This is a genomic window from Pseudomonas sp. WS 5011, assembly GCF_012985775.1.
GTDB classification, from domain to species: domain Bacteria; phylum Pseudomonadota; class Gammaproteobacteria; order Pseudomonadales; family Pseudomonadaceae; genus Aquipseudomonas; species Aquipseudomonas peli.
Genome location: NZ_JAAQXA010000002.1, coordinates 303,772 through 326,536 on the forward strand (window position 1 = coordinate 303,772; position 22,765 = coordinate 326,536).

A 22,765-nucleotide genomic window follows, 5' to 3' on the forward strand; every position below is an offset into this window, starting at 1 on the left:
TATGACCGCCCCCACCCGGATCCTCTTCGTCGACGACGAAGAGCGCATCCTGCGCAGCCTGGCCATGCAGTTCCGCCGCCAGTACGACGTACTCACCGAAAGCGACCCGCGCCGCGCGCTGGAACGCCTGAAGAGCGAGTCGGTGCAGATCATCGTCAGCGACCAGCGCATGCCGCAGATGAGCGGCGCGGAGTTTCTCGCCCAGGCCAGCGAGATCGCCCCGCACACCCTGCGCATCCTGCTCACCGGCTACTCCGACCTCGACGCCGCGGTCGATGCGCTGAACAGCGGCGGCATCTTCCGCTACCTGACCAAACCGTGGGATCAGCAGGAGATGACCAACACCCTGCGCCAGGCGGCGGGAATCGCCGCCAGCCAGGTCCCCGTGGCGATGACCGACAGTGCGCAGCCGACCACCGCGCTGACCGTACTGCTGCTCGACGACCATGCGGAAACCCTGGCAGCGGTCGGCAGTTTCTGCCATGCCGGCGGCCATCGCCTGCTGCACGCCCGCAACCTGCCCGAAGCCCTGCTGCAGCTGAACACGGAAGCGGTCGACCTGCTGATCAGCGACCTCAAGCTCGCCGGCGAAGACACCGCGCCGCTGCTCAAGACCCTGGCCCAGGCCCATCCGCGCCTGCTCAGCCTGGTGGTCACGCCGTTCCAAGACACCCAGGCGCTGCTCAGGCTGATCAACGAGGCGCAGATCTTCCGCTACCTGCCCAAACCGATCCGCCCGGCCCTGTTCGAGAAGAGCCTGAGCGCGGCCGCCCGTCAGGCCCAGGCCTGGCGCACCCAGCCGACCCATGTGGTGGCGCGCCTGGCCGAAGCCCCGAAAGAGGAACGCGAGCGCGACAAGGTCGGTAGCCTGATGGGCATGCTCGGCCGTCTGCGCGAACGGCTGATCGCCTGAGCAGCGCTGCGCCGGCGCCGCTCGGTCAGGGCCGCGCCTGCGGCTGCACCAGGAAGCGTCCCGTCTCGCCGCTGCTCCCCGGCGCGCCGGTCAGGCCGGCCTCGCCCGGCGCGCCGCCATTGCGATAGACCTTGATGCCGTTGCCACGGGTGCTGAACTCTCCGGCACCGGCAATCCCGCCCTTGCCACCACGGCCGCCAGCGGCTCCCAGGCCACCGGCGGTCAGGATCTGCACGCCCGGGCCGTGGTTGCTGACCGGGATATAACCGGCCTCGCTCAGGCTCCAGTAGCGCAGCGCCACCGTGCCACCGCGCCCGCCGGCACCGCCCTCGCCGCCCCGACCACCGGTGCCACCGGCACCTCCCGCGCAGCGATCCGCCGCGCCCCCGTCGCCGCCGTCGCCCCCGCTGCCGCCAGCCGAGCCGGCGCCGCCGCGGGTATCCAGCAGCAGCGAACCGAAGCTGCGCAGGCCGAGCGTGATCTGCAGGTCGGTCCCGGCAGCGCCGGCCCCACCGGCCTCGCCCGGCTGACCGGCCTCGCCATTCGCGCAGGACTTGCCCGCGCTACCGGCAGCGCCCGCTCGCCCTGCTGACGCATCGCTGCCGCGCGCCAGCAGGCGCACGTCGCGGCCGATCCACGCCTGCTCCGCACGCAGCTCGAAACGCGGCAGCCCCGGTGCCAGGCGCAGGGTTGCACCATCTTCGAGCACCAGGCGCTCCAGTTGCAGGCGCGGCTCGTCGATCAGCCGCTCCTGGCCGGCGGCCACATGCAGTTCCGCGGCCTGTACAGCACCGGCCAGCAGGCTCGATCCGAGCATCAACAACGTACGCATCCATCTCACTCCAGACAGGAAAACCACCTCTCTTTGCAAGGGACACGCCAGCTTTTCCACGCCACCAAACTGGGCCAAAGCGTGCCCGCCGATGGTGCACAACGGCGCCTGGCCAAAACCCGAACAACCTGCCACGCCGCCAATATCAATCGTAAGTCATTGTATTTAAAGCAATTTATAAAGTTGGCAAGCCGTGTGCATGAGGCAAATCAGCTCCACTCAGACTCAACACCACACTAATAAAGTCGAGGATGCCAACTCCTCGTCGGACCATAGGGACAAATGACCATGCTCAAGAAACTGACCCTCGCCATCTCCGCCGCCAGCGCAGTGACCGTCAGCAGCTTCGCCGCCGCCGAAACCGTGAAGAGCCCGATCGGTGACTTCGACGTCAGCATGAACGCCGCCCTGACCACGGACTACATCTACCGAGGCGTGTCGCAAACCCAAGGCAAAGGCGCCATCCAGGGCGGCCTGGACGTGGCCCACGATAGCGGTCTGTACGTCGGCACCTGGGCATCCAACGTCGACTTCGTAGCGGCCGACGGCAACGACGCCAACGTCGAATTCGACTACTACCTCGGCTTCACCAACAACATCACCGACGACATTTCCTACGACCTGGGCTGGATCAAGTACGACTACCCGGGCGCCACCGCCGCCAACTACAGCGAGTACTACGGCAGCCTGACCGCCTATGGTTTCAAGGTCGGCGCCGCCTACTCCGACGACTTCGCCATGTTCGGTAGCAATGGCCTCGCCGACGACAACACCACCCTCTACACCTACATCGGCTACGACTACACCCTGCCCTACGAGATCGGCCTGGCCCTGCAGTACGGCAACTACGACTTCAAGGACAACATCTTCCTCAACAGCGCCGGCGTTGGTAAGGAAGACTCCTACAACGACTGGTCCATCGGCCTGACCAAGACCTACGCCGGCCTGGACTTCGGCATGACCTACACCGACACCAGCCTCAGCGACAGCGAGTGCAAAGGCTTCGCTGCCGGTGGCAAGTCCGACTACTGCGACGCCAACTTCGTGGTATCGGTGTCGAAGAGCCTGTAAGCCCCTCCTCGGGCCGACAGCAAAAGGGGCGCCAGATGGCGCCCCTTTTCATTTTCGGCACAACCCGCTACTTCAGCAGGCCCTCCGCGCGCATCGCCTGCTGCACCGCCGGGCGCTCCGCCATCCGCAGCTGGTAGGCAGCCAGCTCCGGCCAGGGCGCCAGGTCGATGTGCATGAAGCCGGTCCAGTTGACGATGGTGAACAGATAGGCGTCGGCAATGGTGAAATGCCGGCCGCAGAGGAAGGCATTCCCCTTCAGCGCCTGGTTGACCAGGTCCAGACGCTGGCTCACCCGCTCCAGCACCGCCTGCTTCCACTCCGGAGTAATCGCCGGATTGAACAATGCGCCGAGTCCCTTGTGCAGTTCGCTGCTGATGAAGTTGAGCCACTCCAGCACGCGCCAGCGCTCCATGCTGCCGGCCGGCGGCAGCAGGCTGACGTCACCCTTGAGCTCGGCCAGGTACTGCAGGAGCACCGCGTCCTCGGTGAGCACCTGGTCGTACTCCAGCTCCAGGGCCGGCACGTAGCCCTTGGGGTTGATTGCGTAGAAATCCCCGCCGCCCGCGGTGGTGTGGGTGTTCAGATCCACCCTGACCAGTTCGTGGGGCAGGCCCAGTTCGCAGAGGACGATGTGCGCCGCCAGCGAGCAGGCACCCGGCGTGTAGTAGAGCTTCAACCGAGAGCGCTATCAGCAGTTAGCATCGTTTTTAGAAAAGCGTGGGCAGGTCATACGGGTTGCCCCTGATAGTGCTTGTGGTTTTTTACACGGCAAAGCAGGTGTGATTGATTTGGCCGATGGCCGCAAGCTCGGCTTTATTGGCTCAATGAACGAGACCAGCAGTGGCTGGCAAAAGCACTACGAAATACTCTGGTCCGACGACTCCCCAGAAGGTGTCGCCTGGATTGAGGCAGAGTTCGAGTACCTGTGGAATGCCGCGAAGCCTTTGCCGGATGCGGTGTGCCGAGAAATTACTCGGCGCAGCCATCGCCATGAGGTATCAATCGACGAGGTAGTAGAACCCGAGCAAATTGCCCCTGCCGCCTTGATCGAGTCGCCACTGTATCGCGAAGGGTTCTCGCTGCAGGCCTGGCAACAGGGGTTCGTCACCGAGTGCCTGAAGCATTACCAAGAATATGGCGTTGTGCGTTTGCTGCTGGCTGATGAGGTCGGCTTGGGAAAGACCCTTGCCATGGGCACGGCGGCTTTGGCGTTAAGCCTCTTGGCAGAGCAGAAAGGCCGCAGTAAACCCGTCATCATCTTTGCGCCGGCAACCCTCTGCGAGCAGTGGCAGACCGAGATGATGGACAAGCTGGGTATCCCCTGTGCGCGATGGCAGACACAGCAGAAAACTTGGCTTGATGAGCAAGGGCGATCGATCTCTGCCGAGGGTCCCGACAATGTTGCAAGCTGTCCACTTAGGATCGGCATCATTTCTACGGGCCTGATGTTGCGCGACTCGTTAGAAAAGGAATACCTACTCGGGCTCCGCGGCGGCTTTGGGCTAGTCATTCTCGACGAGGCCCATACCTGCTGCGCATCCGGTGTTTTGTTGGTTACGATGCGGCAGCCCTCCCCCCTGGCGTCCAAGGCTTGAGCAATTTGCTGGGCGTGCTCGATGTCGGTGGCAACGACCAAACCGGCTGCATCCGGCTTGATTTGGCGAAGCTCATTGAGCTTGTTGCAGCCAAGGTCGAGAAGCTGGTCGATTACCTCGTCATGGCGCAGCAGTTCTTCGTAGGTGACAGGTGACTCCCCCAAAAGCTTGGCAATGCTAGGAAACAGCCTCACAGAGCTGTCAGCGCCCAGTTCCTCAGTGAGCTTCACCTTCTGATTGTCGAGTAACACGATGCGTGGTGATCGGCACACACCATCAGTAACGGCCTCTTTAAGGCCATAACGGTAGTCGCAGATCAGATACCCCTCGGGCGAAGAGTAGCGAGCCAAGGCGATGGCCTTGTCGTCCGAACGCCAGGGCGTGCCAGACAACGCCAGCGTGAAGGCAGCACGATCTTGTACCCGATGCAGTATCTGCTGACCCCAAGCATTACTAAGCAATGGATCATGGCCGGCGCAATGGTGGATTTCATCGAAGACCACAAGCACCCGGTAGTCATCAAGAAGCTGCCAAAATCCCTCATCTCGGTATTCCATGGCCTGATAGGTATAGGCCGCACCCACAGCACCTATCTGGCCGTCGAGACGCCGGCCTAGCACCTCAGCAAAGGTCGAACGGAAGCCCTCAACGACCTGGCAGGACGGTGCAAAGCACATCACCAAGTCGATTCTGTCTTGCTCAAGCAGTCGGCTAGCCAGTTCCGCAGCCATGCGTGTTTTCCCGGCCCCCGGCGTTGCTTGGCAGAAGAAATGCGGCGTCGCGTTAAAGTGCTCCAACGCTTTGTTGATGCAGCCGTTTTGCCAGTCTCTTAGTGTTCCGCTCATTGTGCAGCGGCAATCGTCTTGAGGGTCTTTTCGATGGCGCGAAGATGTCCATGTAGACGCGAACTACGATCTCTGGCCTCCAGGTAGTCGCCTTCAAGCCTGTCCCGCAGATGCGGCATCTCGTCCAGAAGTAGCTTGTAGCGCTCCGCCTCGCCCATCGAAGACAGGAAGTCCAGGCGGATTTCCTTGTGAAGAGCTTCCAACTGCTGATCCGTATTGGCTGAAGATTTAAGCGGCAAAGCCTGTAATTCTGTTGCTACAGGTGCCTGCTTTGGAGCCTCGATAGTCTTGAGGCTGTTCTCAAAACCGTTGTCGATCAGCTCCAGTTGCAGATCTATCAGAATCGGCTGCAGGTGGTAGACCTGACTCCGCGAAAGGCGCTCTTCATCGAGCACAACCCAGCCCATGCGCAGCATTCGGCGGATTTGCTCATACACATAACGACGTACATCGGTGAGACGGAAATTCATGCCATCCAGTTTTTTGGCATAGGCATCGCGAAGTTCACGGATCGTAAACTTTGTGCGCCCTTCCTCCTGAAGCAGCTCGTGCAAATGCCTGTCAAAGGTGAACGAGGCCGATTTCATTGAGGCACCAGAAGAGTAACTGCGAAAAATGCGGATTATAGTCCGTGGCCTGTGCATCCGCAAACGCACGATAGTGCCGCCTCAAGTGGAATTGAGACGGTCATGGATAATTTGGCTAAAGCGTTAGGGGAACGCATCCGGGCGCAGAGAAAGATCTGCCGAGTTTCTCAGGATGCACTCGCGCTGGCGTGCAGTATCGACCGCAGCTATGTGGGGCGGATCGAGCGTGGCGAAGTAAATATTACCGTCGAGAAGCTATATCGCATCGCAGGCGTGCTTGCATGCGACCCATCCGGCCTACTGCCTCAGGTGTCAGAGCTGCAACGGTGATCCTTGTGAGGAATTACAGCCGGTCTTCATTGCTCACTTTGCCGCAGGAGATATCGTTCAGCGCACAAGTGCTCTCACAGCCGCTTATTCTGAGGCGCGCGCGTCATGCTACCGCTAACCTAGCTAGGGAAACTCTGAAGAAGACTTCCTGATTTTGGCAAAATACCCGGATTCCACCCGCCGAGTTTTCCGATGAAGCAGATGACCTTCGCCGACGCCGAGTACGCCGGCAAACGCAAGCAGACCCGCAAGGAGTTGTTCCTGATCGAGATGGATCGGGTGGTGCCGTGGAAGGGTTTGATTGCCTTGATCGAGCCGCACTACCCGAAGGGGGAAGGCGGTCGTCCGGCGTACCCGTTGATGGCGATGCTACGCGTGCATCTGATGCAGAACTGGTTCGGTTACAGCGATCCGGCGATGGAGGAGGCGTTGTACGAGACGACCATCCTGCGCCAGTTTGCCGGGTTGAGTCTGGAGCGCATTCCCGACGAAACCACCATCCTCAACTTCCGCCGGCTGCTGGAGAAACACGAACTGGCTACCGGCATCCTGGCCGTCATTAATGGCTACCTGGGTGACCGAGGCTTGTCGTTGCGCCAAGGCACCATCGTCGATGCCACGCTGATCAATGCACCGAGTTCGACCAAGAACAAGGACGGCAAGCGTGACCCGGAAATGCACCAGACCAAGAAGGGAAACCAGTATTACTTCGGCATGAAGGCCCACATCGGCGTCGATGACGAATCGGGTCTAGTGCACAGCGTGGTCGGCACGGCTGCCAATGTTGCAGACGTTACCCAGGTCGACAAGTTGTTGCACGGCGAGGAAAACATGGTCGGTGCCGACGCGGGTTACACCGGCGTAGAGAAACGCCCAGAACATGAAGGCCGGGAGGTGATCTGGCAGATCGCTGCCCGCCGCAGCACCTACAAGAAACTCGATAAACGCAGCGTGTTGTACAAAGCCAAGCGCAAGATCGAGAAGGCCAAGGCGCAGGTTCGCGCCAAGGTCGAGCACCCGTTCCGGGTGATCAAGCGCCAGTTCGGTTATGTGAAGACGCGCTTCCGGGGTCTGGCGAAGAACACCGCGCAACTGGTGACACTGTTCGCGCTGTCGAATCTGTGGATGGCACGCCGACATTTACTGACGAATGCAGGAGAGGTGCGCCTGTAATGAGGGAAATGGCTGCCGCGAGGTGCTCGTGGCGGCTGAAAACACAGAAATGAGCGGGTGATCTGAGCGTTCTTGATCGATTTGCCGCTTTTAAAATCAGCGGAGGCTGAAGTCAGCCAGAAATGCATGGCTACTTCAGAGGATCCCTAGCTGGGTCAAGGCCTTAGTCGCAGCTCACTTCGCACAGCCATAGCTGGTACTTGGCGCGCCTGGTAAACCGCAATCAATGGTGCAGCCGAACCTGGCGCGTCTTGTTCTGACGCTCAGCTAACTCTAACTCCCTCACACGCTCCCATAACTGGAGATTTTGCGTAAGCACTCGGTCGCGCTGCGTACGGACCATTGCAAGCTCTTTTTCCAAGAGCAAAACCTTATCTTCTAATCGTTGAACTTTTTTTGCGCTTGACGAGTTAGAACCCTTACCTGCCTCTGCACGAACAGATTCGATTTTTGCAAGTATCGGCAAATGTGCTCTGCGGGATTTTTTGAGGTAACCGCGATCAAATCCTGCCTCAAGGCTAACAATGCTGGCGGTAATTTTCGACACATCCAAGCCTACATGCACTGACAAGACAGGCTTACCTTCTAGAAGACGTTGTAATGCATTCTCACATGCAAGGATACCGCCACTCATATTCTTACTAGAACTCATCATAAAAGTCCTACTGTATCAATCAGGCGAGCCTTAAAGCTCGGCGGCGGCAAAAACTGAGTGCAACACCTGACCTTTCCGGTACGGTGCTGCCCCCATGTCTTATACCGAACTCAGCGTTGAAGAGCGCGCCACCATTCAAATCGGTCATGCCCAAGGTTTCAGCCTGCGTGGGATTGCCTGCTTGATCAACCGATCCCCTTCGACCATCAGCCGGGAGCTGCGCCGCAATCGAGATGCCTGTGGTGGCTACTCGGCCCGTGTAGCCCAACAGCAGATGCAAGCCCGCCGCCAGGTGTGTCGACCGATGCGAAAGCTGTTGCCGGGTAGCGAGCGCTTTGAGCTGGTGGTTCATATGCTGCGTGAGCGTTTGTCTCCCGAGCAGATTGCCGGCAAGCTGCGCAGCATGAACATTCCCAGCCTCAGAGAGGCCTACGTCTGTCGTGAGACGATCTATAACGCGATCTATGCCCTGCCGGTCGGTGAACTGCGCAAGGAGCTGATCATCTGCCTGCGCCAAAGCAAGACGACGCGCAGGCCGCGCTCTGGCGGTGTGGATCGGCGCGGTCAGATCCCTGAGATGGTCAGTATTCATGTACGTCCGCCGGAGATCGAAGACCGGCTGATGCCAGGGCATTGGGAAGGCGACCTGATCAAGGGCAAGGCCAACGCCTCGTCTGTAGGTACGCTGGTGGAGCGCACCAGTGGCTACCTGATGCTGGTGAAGATGAACGACGCGACGGCGACCTCGGCGATGGAAGGCTTCAGTGCAGCGCTCAATGGCATGCCGCTGGCGATGCGCAAGAGCATGACCTACGACCAGGGCCGAGAAATGGCGCGGCATGCTGAAATCACTCAGCAGACCGGGGTGGCCATTTACTTCTGCGACCCGCACAGCCCTTGGCAGCGCGGCAGCAACGAAAACATCAATGGCTTGATCCGCCAGTACCTGCCCAAAGGCACAGACCTGTCGGTACACAGCCAGGAAGAACTGGATGCCATCGCACTGCAACTGAACATGCGCCCACGTAAGCGCTTCGACTTCAAATGCCCAATTGAAGTTATGGGCAAAGTGATGCAGGAAGCCATGGCTATGCGGCATGATGCGCCTGCTTCAATTCAATAACCGTGTTGCACTCAGCCCCTGCAACCGCCCTCAATAATCGCTCAAGGTCAGCCTTTGTAATTTGATACTCTCCCGAGTCCTCCACATAACTCGCCAACTCCGCAGTTGCAGACTCTATTGCATCACTCAATTTTTCCGATTTTATTATTGAACCTTCACAGGATAGGCACTCGGTATAGTCGCCAAGCAAAAAAGCATCACATCGACCAACTTTGGTACAACCACCCAGCAGCGTGGGACGATATTTAATATCACCACGCTTAACACGGGTTATAGTTTCAGCGCGAACTTCCTCAATACAGACCTCACCATCAATTAGTCGAGCCTTCTGCTTCTCCATATAAGAACCGGTGCCACCAAACAACGGATCGTCCTTAAATAACACATCAGAGAGCAGTTGGTTAGCCACCGCCATTGGCATACCCATCTGAAACTCTAAGGCAACGTGCGAGGCAGGTAGCACGTACTCTTTCCTCTTTGCATCGTAGTAACCGAATATTGTCCTGAGATTTTCAAATCCGTTGCTATAATACCGAGCCATTTCAATGGTCAAGTGCTTGTATTGAGATTTCAGGCTAGGCAGCGATACGAAGCCACTGTTGCTAGCATAGAATGCAAACGATCGGCGAAACTGATGACTTGACAGCGGCCAAGACTGACCAACTGCAAACTTCGGTTCATTGTAAAAATCACGTGCAGTGTCTGTCTGAGACAATTCAACAAGGTCTGAAGGCTCAATCACAAGCGCGTCGATAGCAGCAATTTTTGTATATGAAGCCGCCAAGGCACCCACACCAACCTCAGTTTTTTTCTGCCTCAGGATAGACGGATTGAGAAATAGCGGACAATTTAAGTCAGTGTTAATTTTATATAATTTTGCAAGCCCTCTACAAATCGCTTGAGCTATCTTAACGGCCCTAACGACTTCGTTTGGCGCGAACCAAGCTTCTGACTGCCTGTAACCTGAAAACTTTGTTGTAGTAGAAATAATGCTTACAGATTTTGCGCTGTCTCGAACTACGCCAGCATCATCAACAGATTCTTTTATATATACCTCATCAGAGAGACAATCATAAGGCATACGCATAACCTCTTGATCGCGCATCCCCGTATACAAGTGGATAACCTGTTTTAAAACATACTGCATCTTGAGAACGCTATTACTAAAATCGCGCTTACGGTTGCAAATGAATTCACCAACAAAAACATTATCCAACCGATGAAGCTCAAGCGCATTAACCATATCCGGCCTGTAGTACGCTTTTCCGCCCAACCCCATGCATTGCTGATTACGAAGGAGCATACCGTAATACTTATCCTCAAACTTCTCTATAAACGAATCAAATCGGTCAACGCCAACATACATCTGAGTAAGCAGGTCGGATAATTTGTTTATCAACTCCAAATAGATTCGAGTAGGTATTACCGGATGCTGATGATACCCGCGCCCCATATTTTTATAATCATCAGTGTTAACTACGCGATAACCTAAACGATTTTCACCAACAATAACTAGCCCACCAAGAATACTAGAAAACAATCTTACCACCATGCGATTGTCTTTATACTCACTAACAAATGCAGCCAAATAAATAGGACTTGTGAAAACTTGCCGCAGGGATAAAACCCCAACGAGTGTATTTTCTTTCTGCCGATAACAAAAATTTAAAACCGCGCGAATAACGAACCAATAATTAGACAAACTACTTGCACTAAGCCTACCTAAACGCCCGCCACCTCCAAAATAAATCAGGCAATACAATACATACTTCGCTTCATTGATCAGGGCTTTTTGTTCCGCACCAATCGAATCAAAAGCCTTATCGAAATTGATTCTATTGATTTTTTTGGCGCTGAGCCTGTATGGATTAAAATCCCATACGTCATCTTTATAAACAGCAGTCGGATTTCCATCCTTATTCCGGCACAACACAAAATCCGGGTTAGCAGAAAAGCCCCCGAAATGTGGAGCAGCATCAGGCGCAACAGCCGAATCTTTATTTTTAGGCGTATACAAACTTCCTATCGAAGCAAGGCTCAAAATACCACCCCCATCTGCTCATAGCGCTGCAAGCGATTCTCCCAAAACGATGTCAATATACCAAGCTCAAACACCTTAGCTTTTAACTCCTCGACCATTTTACTTACAGCCTCCGAACGACCAGCGATGGCCTCTAAGATGAACTCTATTCTTATCGACAAATCCTTATACAATGCCTCGGCATGACTATAATCACTCGACCCATCGCGAACGGCACTAATGACATATTGAAGACTCAACAGCTTGTGCACATCTTCTTCATCTGAATGACAAACATAATGCGTGCAATACAGACAGCCGTACTGCGTCCGACAGTTTGGCTCAATCACTACAGCGCCACCACCGCTTACAGGCCTCGGCGCATTGAAAACTTCGCAATGCCCGGCTGCGGTCGAGACCGATGTTTGTGGCGCATTTTCACTACGCTCTTGCACCATTTTCGCGGCGTGACGCACAGCCGCCCAATACGTGGCAAGTTCACTTTCTTGCTGCTCGATAGTCGCCTCACTGTAAGACAACTGATTAACCACCTCAGTATGGTTGAGCGAGGCCGCGACCTCGACTGGAGCAAAGCGAGCCGAGTGCTCTACACTACTTTTATGTTTTCGAACCTTACGGGATGTTATGTTAGGATATTTAGCGTCAACATAAACACCAGACATAAGAGAATAAAGATTATTCATGGCAGAATTTGCATTTAACTCATAAAAAACCCACTCACGACGAACGTACTTGATGGTAAAAAAAAGCTTTCCACAATACTGGCCATTCAGAACCCACTCACGAAAACTCAAATACTCCTCGAGCAATTGACGCCCTTCTTTACGGCCAACAACATACTTCACCTCCTTACCGCCAGCCCGAAACTTCAGCGCTGCTAACTCTTTTTTTAGAGGTGAGATACCTACCTGTAACGCGCCCTCATATTCAAATTGTTCAATCTCAGTCGGAGACGCACCAGTAATAAGAATAAAAAGAGCTGCATAAGCTTTTGCCGCAAGGGTAGCTATCTGCATTCGATCATAAGCTCGGCTATCCTTGTTGGCAGCATCAAAATTAGCCTGAACCTTATCAAGATCATATATTATTTGCTGAGTGCTCTTTTTTCTATTTTCAGAAAATACAGAATACTCATCAACTGTTGATACTCGCCTATTAACTGCACTGTAACAATTGGCACCAACCTTAAACGGGCTAAACAACCCGTTAGTCGAGGGAAATTTTACAATCTCGTAATCCCTAATCTTCACCACGCACGGATAACGCTCATTATTCATAACAAACTCGCTATAACGGCGAGCTATCGCGAGACAAGCATCTTTATACATCTGAACGTCAGACTGCCTCGGTGGCCTGATGGTTTTTCTTGCAGGCGAAATAAAAACCGCGCTACTAAGGACATATTGATAGTCATCAGGAAACTGCCACTCAATAAAATTCCGCAAAACCATTTGCAGCGAGCTTGCATGCCTTGGAGAAAAACTTTGCTCGATTATCGCGCCATTTAAGTAATCGGAGTAGCCTGCAAACGCTTTAGACGCTTGAACGGCATCACTAAATACGTCGACATATCCATTGCAGTTTAGCCAAGTGATAACACTTTCAGACAGTCTAAACCTAAGCATAATCGTAGTATTACGCAGCTTCAAAAATGAATCGAGTATACTTACAACTAATTTGCGCCGACTTTCAACTAATGACGACTCGACAACTGGGATACCGCGAACTTCAGAGCTGTTTTTATTTTTACCGCGTTTGAAATAAGCCAACGAACCGACGTCAAGAGGCGCCTTCATAACCCTTGCATCACTTAACTGCAAACGCAGACGCTCCGGGTGTAAAAAATCCTGATGTATCTGATCGACCGTAATTACATTCGTGTCGCGGTAAACCATTTGCTCTTGGTTATTCATCTTTCGCTTCCAGCTTCAGGTCATCGTAGCAACCAAAATTCAGCATGGCCTCATAAAACTCTTGCACGACCATCTTTTGAGGCAGCATCTTGAATAACTGCAAATAATGCTCGGTCATTTCCCTAGAAGCGTGATGCATGCGCTCCCTGATGAAATCAATATCATCGCCCGGCTGCATAACACCTGCTTTAATAAGTTCTTTCAAACGCTGATATAGCTGGAATGCAAATGTGGCCCGTAACCAGTGATACGAATAATCCTTTGGGAATTTATCAGATGCTTTCTGTAGGAGCTTGCGCTTAATCGTGTCCGTAACCTGCCCCGTAGGACGGGACTTGACGACCGGGTAACGAGGGTCGTCTTTCGCCATGTAGTAGCAGCCGCCTTGGTCAGAGAGAAACACGTACATATCGTCTTCACTCATGGACAGGCCAGGGTATTTTTTTGCAAGTTGCTCACGCAACTTTACTCGCCGCCTCTTCATCATCGGACTGTTTGCCAGCACCAGTAATTCCTCGGCAAGCTGCTTTGGTACATGCAACCGCTGACTTCGATCTTTCTTTGTATCCATGCCTGTACCAGGGCCGGCATGCACAAGATAAGTACCGTCGCCCTGCAACTTATACGACGTAAAGTTTTTAAGATTTTTCAGTCGCATTGTCAGAACAGTCTGCTTACGCGCCCCGGTCATCAATGCCGTGAGCAAAATAAGGCGCTCCAAGGCCGACCACTCTTTGCCTTTGAGCATCCCCATAAACTCGGCTAGCTCGTTATTCGAGAGTGGTCGCAGGTCTTCGCCATCCTCACGCACATAGCCTATGGAAACCGAACTGCTCGGAGCCTTCGGCTTGGTTTGGCTGCGTTTCTCAGCCGCAACTACTTTGACCGCCCCGTATGAGCTCTTGAGAAGAAACTTTACTTCTTTTACCGTATCGACTCGCCGTATATCAATATCGTGCCAGTTGGCACTTACGAACTTGTAGAAGTCGTATACAACTCCCGTATATTGATTAATGACAGCGGCACTACGCTTGCCGTTATTGATCAAATTGGAAAAATACTTATATGTGGGTCGCAGCGCAGGGCGCCGTCCTGAGAAATCCAGCCAATCAAGACCCTCGTTCTCGCAGAAGATCAAATAGTCCAGTAGCTTGCTGGCCCGGCGACGAACCTCATCAGTAGGTCTATTGGTTAAAGACTTATCTTCGACCAATCCACGCAGGTATGAATTAGCTTCAAACCACGGCTCGCCGCTCTTATGAAACAAGAATGGATAATAATAAAGATCGCCGGAGCCGTTTGATGCGCCGATTTCATCAACCTTATAAAGCTGGTTGGATTCAGCCCCTTCAAGCGCCGACTCAATCGAGCCACGAGGTGCTTCACTGACATGCAGTCTGGCGAAGGCATCCCGCAAATGAGGGATGAGTAGCAAGCGGCCTTCGTGACGCGGGTTGGAGTAAGACAATCGACTAACCCTCAGTAGAATTAGTCAATCCTAAATGTTATGTGTTAGAAAACAAGCGCTATCTGTCAATCTTGCTCTTGTTAAGAGATTCGACCCACGGGTCAAGCTTATGGAATAGTTTCGGGTACCTGCCCTTGAGGTCTTTCTTCACCTCGGCATAGGTGCTGCGCCAGAAGTTGGCCAAGTCCTGAGTCACCTGCACGGGCCGCCTCGCCGGCGACAGCAGGTGCAACTTGACCACCTGGCGGCCACCGGCAATGCGTGGCGTATCGGCCAGACCGAACAGCTCCTGTAAACGCACCGCCAACACCGGCGGCTGCTCGCTGTAATCCAGGCTGATGCGCGAACCAGACGGCACCTGCACGCTGCGTGGCGCCAACTCATCCAGACGCTGCGGCAGCGGCCAGGGCAGCAGATTCAGCAACAGGCTGGGCAAATCCAGATTGGCGAAGTGACTGAGCCGGGTGACGTTATCCAGATAGGGCTGCAGCCAACTCTCCAACGTCGCCAGCAAGGTGGCATCACTGACATCCGGCCATTCGCTGGTGCCCTTGCTGGCCAGATCCAGCGTGCGCAGCAACGCCACTCGCGCCTGCCACTGGCGTAACTCCGGCGTCCAGGGCAGCAGCGCCAGGCCCTTGCGCCGCACAAGGCCGAGCATGGCGCGACTGCGCTGTTGCGCATCAAGCCCGGTCAGCGGCTCACGCGACAACACCAGCTCACCGACCTTGCGCTGGCGTTCGGCGCGCAGGGCGCCTTCGCGTTCATCCCAATCCAGCACGTCCAGGTTGCAGACCTGCTCAGCCAGCACCCCCTCGAATAGCTTTGGATCCAGCTCAGCGGCCAGGTAGATGCGCTCTTCACGCTGCCCCTGGCGGCTGCCCAGGTCCGCTACCACCAGCCAGCTGTGTTTCATCAAGCCATCGACCTCGGCAAACAGCGCCGCCCGGCCGTTGGCCAAACGGTATTCCGCGCCGCCGTCACGCCGCTGCTGAACGATGCGATCCGGGTAGGCAAACGCCAGCAACGCGCCCAGCCAGCGCGGATGCTCGGGATCGCTGACTGCCTGCGGGCTGGGCCGGCGCTTGAGGTACCCCTGAAACTGCCGGGCCAGTTGCCGGGCGCGCTGCACCCCACCTCGGGCGGCGTTCCGCTGGGCGCCACGAGCGGCCCGCGACTCACCCGCCAGCAAAGCCAGGCGGCTGTGCAGATCGGCTCCCGCACCACGCAGAATGTCGCGCTCGCCAAGCAAGGCCGCCAGATCGCAAGCGAGGGCACCCAAACCCAATTCCTGACCACGCAGCAGTAGATGGGCGATACGCGGATGAGTCGGCAGTTCAGCCATGGCCTGACCGTGAGCGATCAATTTGCCTTGAGCATCCACCGCGCCCAGCCGCTTCAATAGCTCCAGAGCCTGGGCATAGGCGGCTGCAGGCGGCGGATCAAGCCAGACCAGCTCGGTCGGCTGCACGCCCCAGCGCACCAGTTGCAAGGCCAGGCCGGCGAGGTCGGCCTGGAGCATCTCCGCCGTGCCGTATGCAGCCAATTGCTCATGCTGCGCCTGCGACCACAGCCGATAACAGACGCCCGGTTGCAAGCGCCCAGCCCGCCCGCTGCGCTGAGTGGCCGAGGCGCGGGAAATACGCTGGGTGTCCAGGCGGGTCATGCCGCTGTTCGGGTCAAAGCGCGGTACCCGCGCCAGACCGGCATCAATCACCACCCGCACGCCATCGATGGTCAAACTGGTTTCGGCGATGTTGGTCGCCAGCACCACCTTGCGCAGGCCAAGTGGTGAAGGCTCGATGGCAGCGCGCTGGGCGCTAAGATCCAGTTCGCCATGCAGCGGGCAGAGCAGAATGTCGCGACGCCCGGCCAGGGACTCTGCCAGTTGTTCATTGACCCGGCGAATCTCCGCCTGCCCCGGTAGAAACACCAGCAGGCTGCCCGGTTCATCGGCCAGCGCCTGCAGGATGGTCTGCAGCACTTTCGGCTCGACCCACTCGCCCGCCTGCCAGGGCGCGCCCCAGCGGATATCCACAGGGAACATCCGCCCTTCGCTGCGCAGCACCGGCGCATCGCCGAGCAGGCCCGCCAACCGCTCACCCTCAAGGGTTGCCGACATCAGCAGCACCTTCAGCGGCAGTTCGCCGGAGTCCGCACCACGAAACATGGTTCGGCCATTCAGGCACAGCGCCAGCGCCAGGTCCGCATCCAGACTGCGCTCATGAAACTCATCGAAGATCACCAGGCCGACACCTTCCAGCGCCGGATCATCCTGCAGCCGCCGCGCCAAAATGCCTTCAGTGACCACTTCGATACGGGTGCGTGGGCCGACCTTGCTGTCCAGGCGGATGCGATAGCCGACGGTTTCCCCCACCGCCTCACCCAGCTCACTGGCCAGGCGCTCCGCCGCAGCGCGCGCCGCCAGCCGCCGAGGCTCAAGCATGATGATGGTCTGCCCGGCCAGCCAGGGCTGGGTCAGCAGCGCCAGCGGCACGCGGGTGGTCTTGCCGGCACCGGGCGGCGCTTCCAGCACCGCTTCGTCACGCAGGGCAAGGGCCTGACACAGCTCAGGCAGCAGCACATCGATTGGCAGGGAATTCATGCGGGCTCCATTCAAGGCGCGGGATTATAACGGCGAACCTGTAGAGCATTGGCGCTGTCTGAGCGTTAGGTATGGCTGCGCGAAATAGCGCTGGCAGCGCCTGACGCAGCGGCATTGCAATACAGGCATTGGTATAGTTGCGCCACTTTTTCCATGGAGATGTTCAATGCGCACCCAAACCCGCGTTATCGGTGGCCTTATCGTCGCCGCGTTGCTCACCCAACTGACCGCCTGCGGCACCCTGTTCTTCCCGGATCGCCGCGGCCAGATCGAAGGCCGCATCGACCCCATGGTGGCTGGGCTTAACGCTATCGGCATCCTGTTCTATGTGATCCCAGGACTGATCGCCTTTGGTATCGACTTCGCCACCGGCGCGATCTACCTACCGGGCGGCCTGACCTCGCAAGTTGACCCGCAAGACCTGCAGAATGTGGTGGATGCTGACGGCAAGGTCGATCCGATCAAGCTCAAGGCACTGATCGAAGTGCAAACGGGCCACAGCCTGCCGCTTGATGACCCGCGTCTGATTCAGCACAGCGGCAGTGCGGAGCAACTGGCAGCCTATGGCCTGCGCCCAGCAGCCTAAGCCCGGCACCAGCAAGCTCATACTGAAAGCCCGTTTTACGACGGGCTTTTGTTATTTAGCGCTAGCCTTGGCAGAACGTCCCCACTCTGGATAACCCGTGAACATACAGCCGCAACACGCCCGCCTGATGCGCCTGGCGACCTTCGCCGCACTGGCGGCGGCACTTACGCTGGCACTGGCCAAAGCCATTGCCTGGTGGCTCAGCGGCTCGGTCAGCCTGCTAGCGGGACTGACTGACTCGCTGCTCGATGGCGCGGCCTCGCTGCTCAACTTGATCGCCGTACATTACGCGCTGCGCCCGGCGGATGAGGATCACCGCTATGGTCACGGCAAGGCCGAAGCCCTGGCAGGCTTGGGTCAGGCGTTATTTATCGGCGCCAGCGCGTTGCTGGTGGGTAGCCACGCCATCGACCGCCTGCTCAATCCCGAACCGCTTGGCGCACCGGCCTTGGGCATTGTGGTGATGCTGCTGTCGCTGGCGGTGACCATCGCCCTACTGTTATTCCAGAGCCATGTGGTCAAGCTGACCGGCTCCACGGCGATTCGCGCCGACTCGCTGCACTACCGTTCGGACCTGCTGCTCAACAGCAGCATCCTCCTGGCACTGCTGCTGGCCAGTTACGGCTGGCCGCAACTGGACGCCATCTTCGGCATCGGCATTGCGCTGTATATCTTCTGGAGCGCCATCAGCATCGTCCGCGAAGCGGCCACCGTGCTGATGGACCAGGAGCTCGACCCGCAGATCAGCGCGCAGATGCACAGCCTGGCCTGCGCCGTGCCCGGCGTGCTGGGCGTACATGACTTGCGCACGCGCCTCTCCGGCACCCACTGGTTCGTCCAGTTGCATGTTGAGCTGCCGGGCGAGTTGAGCCTGCAGCATGCCCACGGCCTGTGCGATCAGGTTGAAGCGGCGATCCGCAGCGAATTCCCCCGCGCCGAGGTACTGGTGCATGCCGACCCGAGCAGCGTGGTAAAGCACACGCCTGCCCCCGCAGACCACTAGCGCGCAACAAAAAATTGCCTGGAGCAATTTTTGACGTCGCGCAGCGACGGCCCGCAGGGTGTCCGCCAAAGATGGCAGACACAAAAAAGGGGAAGGCCTGCAGGCCTTCCCCTTTTTTGCGTGTCCGTCATTGTGGCGATGGTAACGCCTTTTCTTCGCCTGCCTGGTTGGGCAGTGCGAACCCGGGTGCCGTGACGATCCGGTTGGATCGGCGGCGACCGCTCACCTGATTGGGCGAGGCGGCTGGACATGTCGTCCGGGCCTTGAAGTTGAGGTAAAGCTTACGCCTGCCGACGCAGTGAAAGATTGCGAACATTGCTGAAATACCCACAACTTGCGCAATTAATCACCACAAGCGCATCATCCTGAACAACCGAATAACGAAAGCAGGATAAAGATGAACAGACTTGATCGTTACGACCTGAATATCCTCGCTGAATTGCAGCGCGACGCCACCCTGTCCAACCAGGACCTGGCCGAACGCATCGGCCTGTCGCCCTCCCCTTGCTCGCGGCGGGTCAAACAGCTCGAAGACGATGGCTACATCCTCGGCCAGGTCGCCCTGCTCGACCGTAAACAGCTCGGCCTGACGCTGACCGCCTACGTGCTGATCGGCATGGACAAGCACACCCCGGAACGCTTTGAGCATTTTCAGGAAGAAATCCGCAAATGCCCGCAAGTGCTGGAATGCTGCCTGGTGACAGGGATGGACGCGGACTACCAGCTCAAGGTGGTGGTGCCGGACATGGATCATTACCAGAAACTGCTACTGGGTACCTTGACCCGCATCGAGGGTGTTTCCAGCGTACGCTCCAGCTTTGTGCTGCAACAGATTCTCTCCAGCACTCAGCTGCCGTTACAGCACCTGCGCGGCTGATCGCCGCACCTTGGCAGTGGTCGGCTGGCAGAGCCACCGATGGTGCGTATAATCGCGACCTCTGTGCGACGGCCTTCCTTTCATGAGCCTCGCATAGCGCTGGTCGGCACCCAGCCGAGCACCTGCAGGTTCACGAGGCCCGAATGGAAACCGAACAGTTCGAATCCCTGATGATGTACGCCCTAGTCGGCGGGCTGATGGTGTTTATGTTCTTCATCATCTGGGACCTGGCGAAAACCTCCAAAGCCGGCCGCCTGGGCACCGCCATCCTGTTCCTCGGCCTGGGCCTGTGCCTGTTTGCCTTCCTGGCCAAACCGGTCATCACCTACATCATCGAAGCAAGTCGCGGCATCCACGGCTAGAAAGCTGCCCCGCGCCGACCACTGCACACCAAGCCGCAGCAAACTGTTCTAGAATGCGCCTTTCCGCCTTCTCTCAGGAGCATTCATGTCCCCTACCGACCGGGTGATGCAGAGCTATGGCCGCTGTTGCGCCAGCCCAGATTTTTTCGACAGCTTTTACCGGCACTTCCTCGCCAGCTCACCCGAGGTGCGCGAGAAGTTCGCCAATACCGAGATGAACGGACAAAAGCTCCTGCTGCGTCAGGGCATTCTCAACTTGGTGATGCATGCCCGCGGCATGCCCGACACCAAGCTGCGCGCCCTGGGCTGCAGCCACTCCCGCGCCGCCATGGACATTCGCCCAGAGCTGTATGTGCTGTGGCAGCAAGCGCTGCTACAAACCATCGGCGAGCATGATCAGCAGTACTGCAACGAAACCCGCAACGCCTGGAATGAGGTGCTGGATAAAGGCATCGCCGTTATCAAGGCCGGCTACTGATCAATCCAGCTGGGCCGGCACTTCGCGCCACTGCCCCGGCTGCAAATCATCCAGGCCGAACGGGCCGATACGCACGCGCACCAGGCGCAGCGTTGGCAGCCCAACAGCTGCGGTCATACGGCGTACCTGACGGTTGCGCCCCTCGCGAATCACCAGCTCAAGCCAGGCCGTCGGGATGCTTTTGCGAAAGCGCACCGGCGGGTTGCGCTCCCACAGCTGCGGCTCATCCAGTAACCGTGCTTCGGCCGGCAGGGTTGGGCCGTCATTCAACTGCACGCCGTCACGCAGCTGCTGCAATTGCATGTCGTTCGGTTCGCCCTCTACTTGCACCCAATAGGTTTTCGCCAGCTTGTGCTTGGGATCGGCAATGCGTGCCTGCAGGCCGCCGTCATTGGTCAGCAGCAACAGACCTTCGCTATCACGGTCCAGCCGACCGGCCGGATAGACGCCGGGCACATCGACAAAATCCTTGAGGGTGGCGCGGCCCTGGTCGTCATTGAACTGGGTCAGCACGTCGAAGGGTTTGTTCAGCACCAGCAAACGCGGCTCAGCGGGTGGCGCCTTGGCCACGCGGCGCACCGCAGGTTTACCGCTGTGCGGACGAGAGGACGCTGGGCGAGGTGGGCGCGACATAGGTGATCCAGCAACAGGTTACGAGGCGGCCAGTGTAACCGAGGCCACGGTTGGACTATCAGTCTGAGTGATCCGCGCAGCCTGCAACGGCGTAGCGGGCTATGCTGGCAAGGTTGTGTTTCCTGTCCCGAGGCCATTGTTATGAGTTCGTCCGAATCCATCGTCGACACCTTTACCGGTTGGGCTGCCAAAGCACCCGGCGCGCCCCTCGAACTGCACAGTTATGACCCCGGCCCACTGGGCGCTGAAGAAGTGGAGGTGGCGGTGGAATACTGCGGCATTTGCCACTCCGACCAGTCGATGATCGACAACGAGTGGGGCAATGCGCGCTACCCCTTTATCCCTGGCCATGAAGTAGTCGGCACCGTGGTGCGCCTCGGCCCACAGGCCCGCGGCCTCAAGCTCGGCCAGCGCGTCGGTATCGGCTGGTACAAGGGCAGCTGCATGCATTGCAGCTCCTGTATGGAAGGCTCGCACCAGCTGTGCGGCACAGTAAAACCGACGATTGTCGGCAGCAACGGCGGTTTCGCTGATCGCCTGCGCAGCCATTGGGCCTGGGCCGTAGCACTGCCCGACGGCCTTGACCCGGCGCTGGTCGGCCCACTGTTCTGCGCCGGCTCCACGGTGTTCAGCCCACTGCTGGACTTCAACGTGAAGCCCACCGATAAGGTTGGCGTGGTCGGTATCGGCGGCCTCGGTCACCTGGCGCTGGGTTTCCTCAATGCCTGGGGCTGCGAAGTCACCGCCTTCACGTCCTCACTGAGCAAACAGGAAGAAGCCAAACGCCTGGGCGCACACAAGGTGGTGGCCTCGACCGACAGCGCAGCGCTGAAAGCGATTGCCGGCAGCCTGGATTTCCTGCTGGTCACTGCCAGTGCCGACCTGGACTGGAGCGCTATGATCGGCACCCTGCGTGGTAAAGGCCGGTTGCACTTTGTCGGCATCGTACCCAGCGCGATCCCGGTGCATGTGTTCAACCTGATTCCCAAACAGAAGAGCCTGTCTGGCTCACCGGTTGGCTCACCGGCCAACATGGCGAAAATGCTCGAATTCTGCGCGCGCCATCAAATCCTGCCGCAGGTCGAGCACTTCCCCATGAGCAAGGTCAACGACGCCATTGACCACCTGCGCGCCGGCAAAGCGCGCTACCGCGTGGTGCTGGACGCCAGCAAGTGACAGCAGGGGCAAACCAGCTGCATGATTTGCCCCTTTTTCACCGCCGCTGAGCCACACATGCCACACCCGATCGAAACACCCCGCGCCACCGACTTCCCGCGCTTGCTTGAAGTGTGGGAAGCAGCCGTACGCGCTACCCATGACTTCCTCGAAGAGCACGATATTCAGCTGCTCAAACCCTTACTGATCGAGCAGTACTTCCCCCTGGTTCAGCTCAGTTGCATACGTGGCGACGATGGCACGATCGTCGGTTTTCTCGGCTATGCCGAGGGCAAGATCGAGATGCTGTTCGTTGACCCGCTGCACCACGGTATGGGCATCGGTCGAGCACTGCTTAACGACGCAGTGACGCGCCTCGGCGCACACCAAGTCGACGTCAATGAGCAGAACCCCAAGGCGCTTGGTTTCTACCTGAGCCAGGGCTTCGCAGTCGAAGGCCGATCACCGCTGGATGGCGGCGGGCGGCCTTTCCCGATTCTGCACCTGCGCTTCGCTTGAT

At 57.4% G+C, this 22,765-nt stretch carries 22 protein-coding genes and 2 pseudogenes; 14 read left to right on the plus strand and 10 right to left on the minus strand.

Annotation, left to right across the window (positions count from 1 at the left end; all coding sequences use genetic code 11):
* Position 1: 1 nt before the first annotated feature.
* On the plus strand, positions 2-913 hold the full coding sequence (locus HBN63_RS03800; RefSeq protein ID WP_170048445.1) for a response regulator: 912 nt from the start codon (positions 2-4) through the stop codon (positions 911-913).
* Between the two features lie 25 nt (positions 914-938).
* On the opposite strand, the gene HBN63_RS03805 is transcribed toward HBN63_RS03800, so the two are convergent.
* Complete coding sequence (locus HBN63_RS03805) at positions 939-1,745, minus strand: hypothetical protein (RefSeq protein ID WP_170048446.1); 807 nt, start codon at positions 1,743-1,745, stop codon at positions 939-941.
* 288 nt (positions 1,746-2,033) lie between these two features.
* Between HBN63_RS03805 and HBN63_RS03810 the strand changes: the two genes are divergently transcribed.
* Positions 2,034-2,816 carry a TorF family putative porin gene (locus HBN63_RS03810; RefSeq protein WP_170048447.1) on the plus strand — a complete coding sequence of 261 codons (783 nt, stop codon included), beginning with the start codon at positions 2,034-2,036 and terminating at the stop codon, positions 2,814-2,816.
* 67 nt (positions 2,817-2,883) lie between these two features.
* Here HBN63_RS03810 and gstA read toward each other — a convergent pair whose 3' ends face one another.
* A complete protein-coding gene (gstA, locus tag HBN63_RS03815) occupies positions 2,884-3,492 on the minus strand; it encodes a glutathione transferase GstA (protein WP_170048448.1) in 609 nt (202 codons plus the stop codon).
* Positions 3,493-3,505: 13 nt separating this feature from the next.
* On the opposite strand from gstA, the pseudogene HBN63_RS21810 reads away from it, so the two are divergent.
* Positions 3,506-3,733: pseudogene (locus tag HBN63_RS21810) on the plus strand (phospholipase D-like domain-containing protein); the annotation flags it as partial.
* A gap of 27 nt (positions 3,734-3,760) precedes the next feature.
* Positions 3,761-4,411 carry an SNF2-related protein gene (locus HBN63_RS21815; RefSeq protein ID WP_345940468.1) on the plus strand — a complete coding sequence of 217 codons (651 nt, stop codon included), beginning with the start codon at positions 3,761-3,763 and terminating at the stop codon, positions 4,409-4,411.
* Here HBN63_RS21815 and HBN63_RS03825 read toward each other — a convergent pair.
* Together HBN63_RS03825 and HBN63_RS03830 are read right to left on the minus strand one after the other, a co-directional pair.
* Positions 4,342-5,256: pseudogene (locus tag HBN63_RS03825) on the minus strand (DEAD/DEAH box helicase family protein); the annotation flags it as partial. The gene HBN63_RS21815 and the pseudogene HBN63_RS03825 sit on opposite strands and share 70 nt — an antisense overlap.
* On the minus strand, positions 5,253-5,843 hold the full coding sequence (locus tag HBN63_RS03830) for a hypothetical protein (protein WP_170048449.1): 591 nt from the start codon (positions 5,841-5,843) through the stop codon (positions 5,253-5,255). The pseudogene HBN63_RS03825 and the gene HBN63_RS03830, both read right to left, overlap by 4 nt.
* Positions 5,844-5,945: 102 nt before the next feature.
* Between HBN63_RS03830 and HBN63_RS03835 the strand changes: the two genes are divergently transcribed.
* Positions 5,946-6,173: a helix-turn-helix transcriptional regulator gene (locus HBN63_RS03835; protein WP_170048450.1), complete on the plus strand. Its 228-nt coding sequence runs from the start codon at positions 5,946-5,948 to the stop codon at positions 6,171-6,173.
* A gap of 192 nt (positions 6,174-6,365) precedes the next feature.
* On the plus strand, positions 6,366-7,346 hold the full coding sequence (locus tag HBN63_RS03840) for an IS5-like element ISPre1 family transposase (RefSeq protein WP_170048451.1): 981 nt from the start codon (positions 6,366-6,368) through the stop codon (positions 7,344-7,346).
* A gap of 223 nt (positions 7,347-7,569) precedes the next feature.
* Here the strand turns inward: HBN63_RS03840 and HBN63_RS03845 are convergent, their stop codons facing one another.
* Positions 7,570-7,998, minus strand: coding sequence for a hypothetical protein (locus HBN63_RS03845; RefSeq protein ID WP_170048452.1), 429 nt, complete (start codon positions 7,996-7,998; stop codon positions 7,570-7,572).
* Between the two features lie 97 nt (positions 7,999-8,095).
* Between HBN63_RS03845 and HBN63_RS03850 the strand changes: the two genes are divergently transcribed.
* Positions 8,096-9,124 (plus strand): IS30 family transposase, encoded by a 1,029-nt coding sequence (locus tag HBN63_RS03850; protein WP_038661402.1) that lies wholly within the window; start codon positions 8,096-8,098, stop codon positions 9,122-9,124.
* Here the strand turns inward: HBN63_RS03850 and HBN63_RS03855 are convergent.
* Genes HBN63_RS03855 through hrpB form a run of 4 tightly spaced genes read right to left on the minus strand, consistent with a single transcriptional unit; the run spans position 9,090 to position 17,151 of the window.
* A complete protein-coding gene (locus tag HBN63_RS03855) occupies positions 9,090-11,165 on the minus strand; it encodes an integrase (protein WP_178093072.1) in 2,076 nt (691 codons plus the stop codon). The two genes, HBN63_RS03850 and HBN63_RS03855, sit on opposite strands and share 35 nt — an antisense overlap.
* Positions 11,162-13,078: a hypothetical protein gene (locus tag HBN63_RS03860; protein WP_170048453.1), complete on the minus strand. Its 1,917-nt coding sequence runs from the start codon at positions 13,076-13,078 to the stop codon at positions 11,162-11,164. Before HBN63_RS03860 ends, HBN63_RS03855 begins: the two co-directional genes overlap by 4 nt.
* A complete protein-coding gene (locus tag HBN63_RS03865) occupies positions 13,071-14,546 on the minus strand; it encodes a site-specific integrase (RefSeq protein ID WP_170048454.1) in 1,476 nt (491 codons plus the stop codon). Before HBN63_RS03865 ends, HBN63_RS03860 begins: the two co-directional genes overlap by 8 nt.
* 58 nt (positions 14,547-14,604) lie before the next feature.
* Complete coding sequence (gene hrpB / locus HBN63_RS03870; RefSeq protein ID WP_170048455.1) at positions 14,605-17,151, minus strand: ATP-dependent helicase HrpB; 2,547 nt, start codon at positions 17,149-17,151, stop codon at positions 14,605-14,607.
* Between the two features lie 166 nt (positions 17,152-17,317).
* On the opposite strand from hrpB, the gene HBN63_RS03875 reads away from it, so the two are divergent.
* The 5 genes from HBN63_RS03875 (at position 17,318) to HBN63_RS03895 (ending at position 20,457) form a co-directional block, all read left to right on the plus strand.
* Entirely contained in the window at positions 17,318-17,737 is a 420-nt protein-coding gene (locus HBN63_RS03875; protein WP_090249184.1) for a polyribonucleotide nucleotidyltransferase, read from the plus strand.
* 97 nt (positions 17,738-17,834) lie between these two features.
* Positions 17,835-18,740: a cation diffusion facilitator family transporter gene (locus HBN63_RS03880; RefSeq protein ID WP_345940467.1), complete on the plus strand. Its 906-nt coding sequence runs from the start codon at positions 17,835-17,837 to the stop codon at positions 18,738-18,740.
* 397 nt (positions 18,741-19,137) lie between these two features.
* Complete coding sequence (locus HBN63_RS03885) at positions 19,138-19,617, plus strand: Lrp/AsnC family transcriptional regulator (protein ID WP_090249188.1); 480 nt, start codon at positions 19,138-19,140, stop codon at positions 19,615-19,617.
* A 143-nt stretch (positions 19,618-19,760) separates the two neighbouring features.
* Positions 19,761-19,979, plus strand: coding sequence for a DUF2788 domain-containing protein (locus tag HBN63_RS03890; protein WP_090249191.1), 219 nt, complete (start codon positions 19,761-19,763; stop codon positions 19,977-19,979).
* A gap of 85 nt (positions 19,980-20,064) precedes the next feature.
* Positions 20,065-20,457 carry a globin gene (locus HBN63_RS03895; RefSeq protein WP_090249193.1) on the plus strand — a complete coding sequence of 131 codons (393 nt, stop codon included), beginning with the start codon at positions 20,065-20,067 and terminating at the stop codon, positions 20,455-20,457.
* Here HBN63_RS03895 and HBN63_RS03900 read toward each other — a convergent pair whose 3' ends face one another.
* Positions 20,458-21,027, minus strand: a complete 570-nt coding sequence (locus HBN63_RS03900; protein WP_170048495.1) for a pseudouridine synthase — start codon at positions 21,025-21,027, stop codon at positions 20,458-20,460.
* Between the two features lie 204 nt (positions 21,028-21,231).
* Between HBN63_RS03900 and HBN63_RS03905 the strand changes: the two genes are divergently transcribed.
* Together HBN63_RS03905 and HBN63_RS03910 are read left to right on the plus strand one after the other, a co-directional pair.
* Positions 21,232-22,266, plus strand: coding sequence for an NAD(P)-dependent alcohol dehydrogenase (locus HBN63_RS03905; protein WP_170048456.1), 1,035 nt, complete (start codon positions 21,232-21,234; stop codon positions 22,264-22,266).
* Between the two features lie 57 nt (positions 22,267-22,323).
* Positions 22,324-22,764 carry a GNAT family N-acetyltransferase gene (locus tag HBN63_RS03910; RefSeq protein ID WP_170048457.1) on the plus strand — a complete coding sequence of 147 codons (441 nt, stop codon included), beginning with the start codon at positions 22,324-22,326 and terminating at the stop codon, positions 22,762-22,764.
* Position 22,765 lies beyond the last annotated feature (1 nt).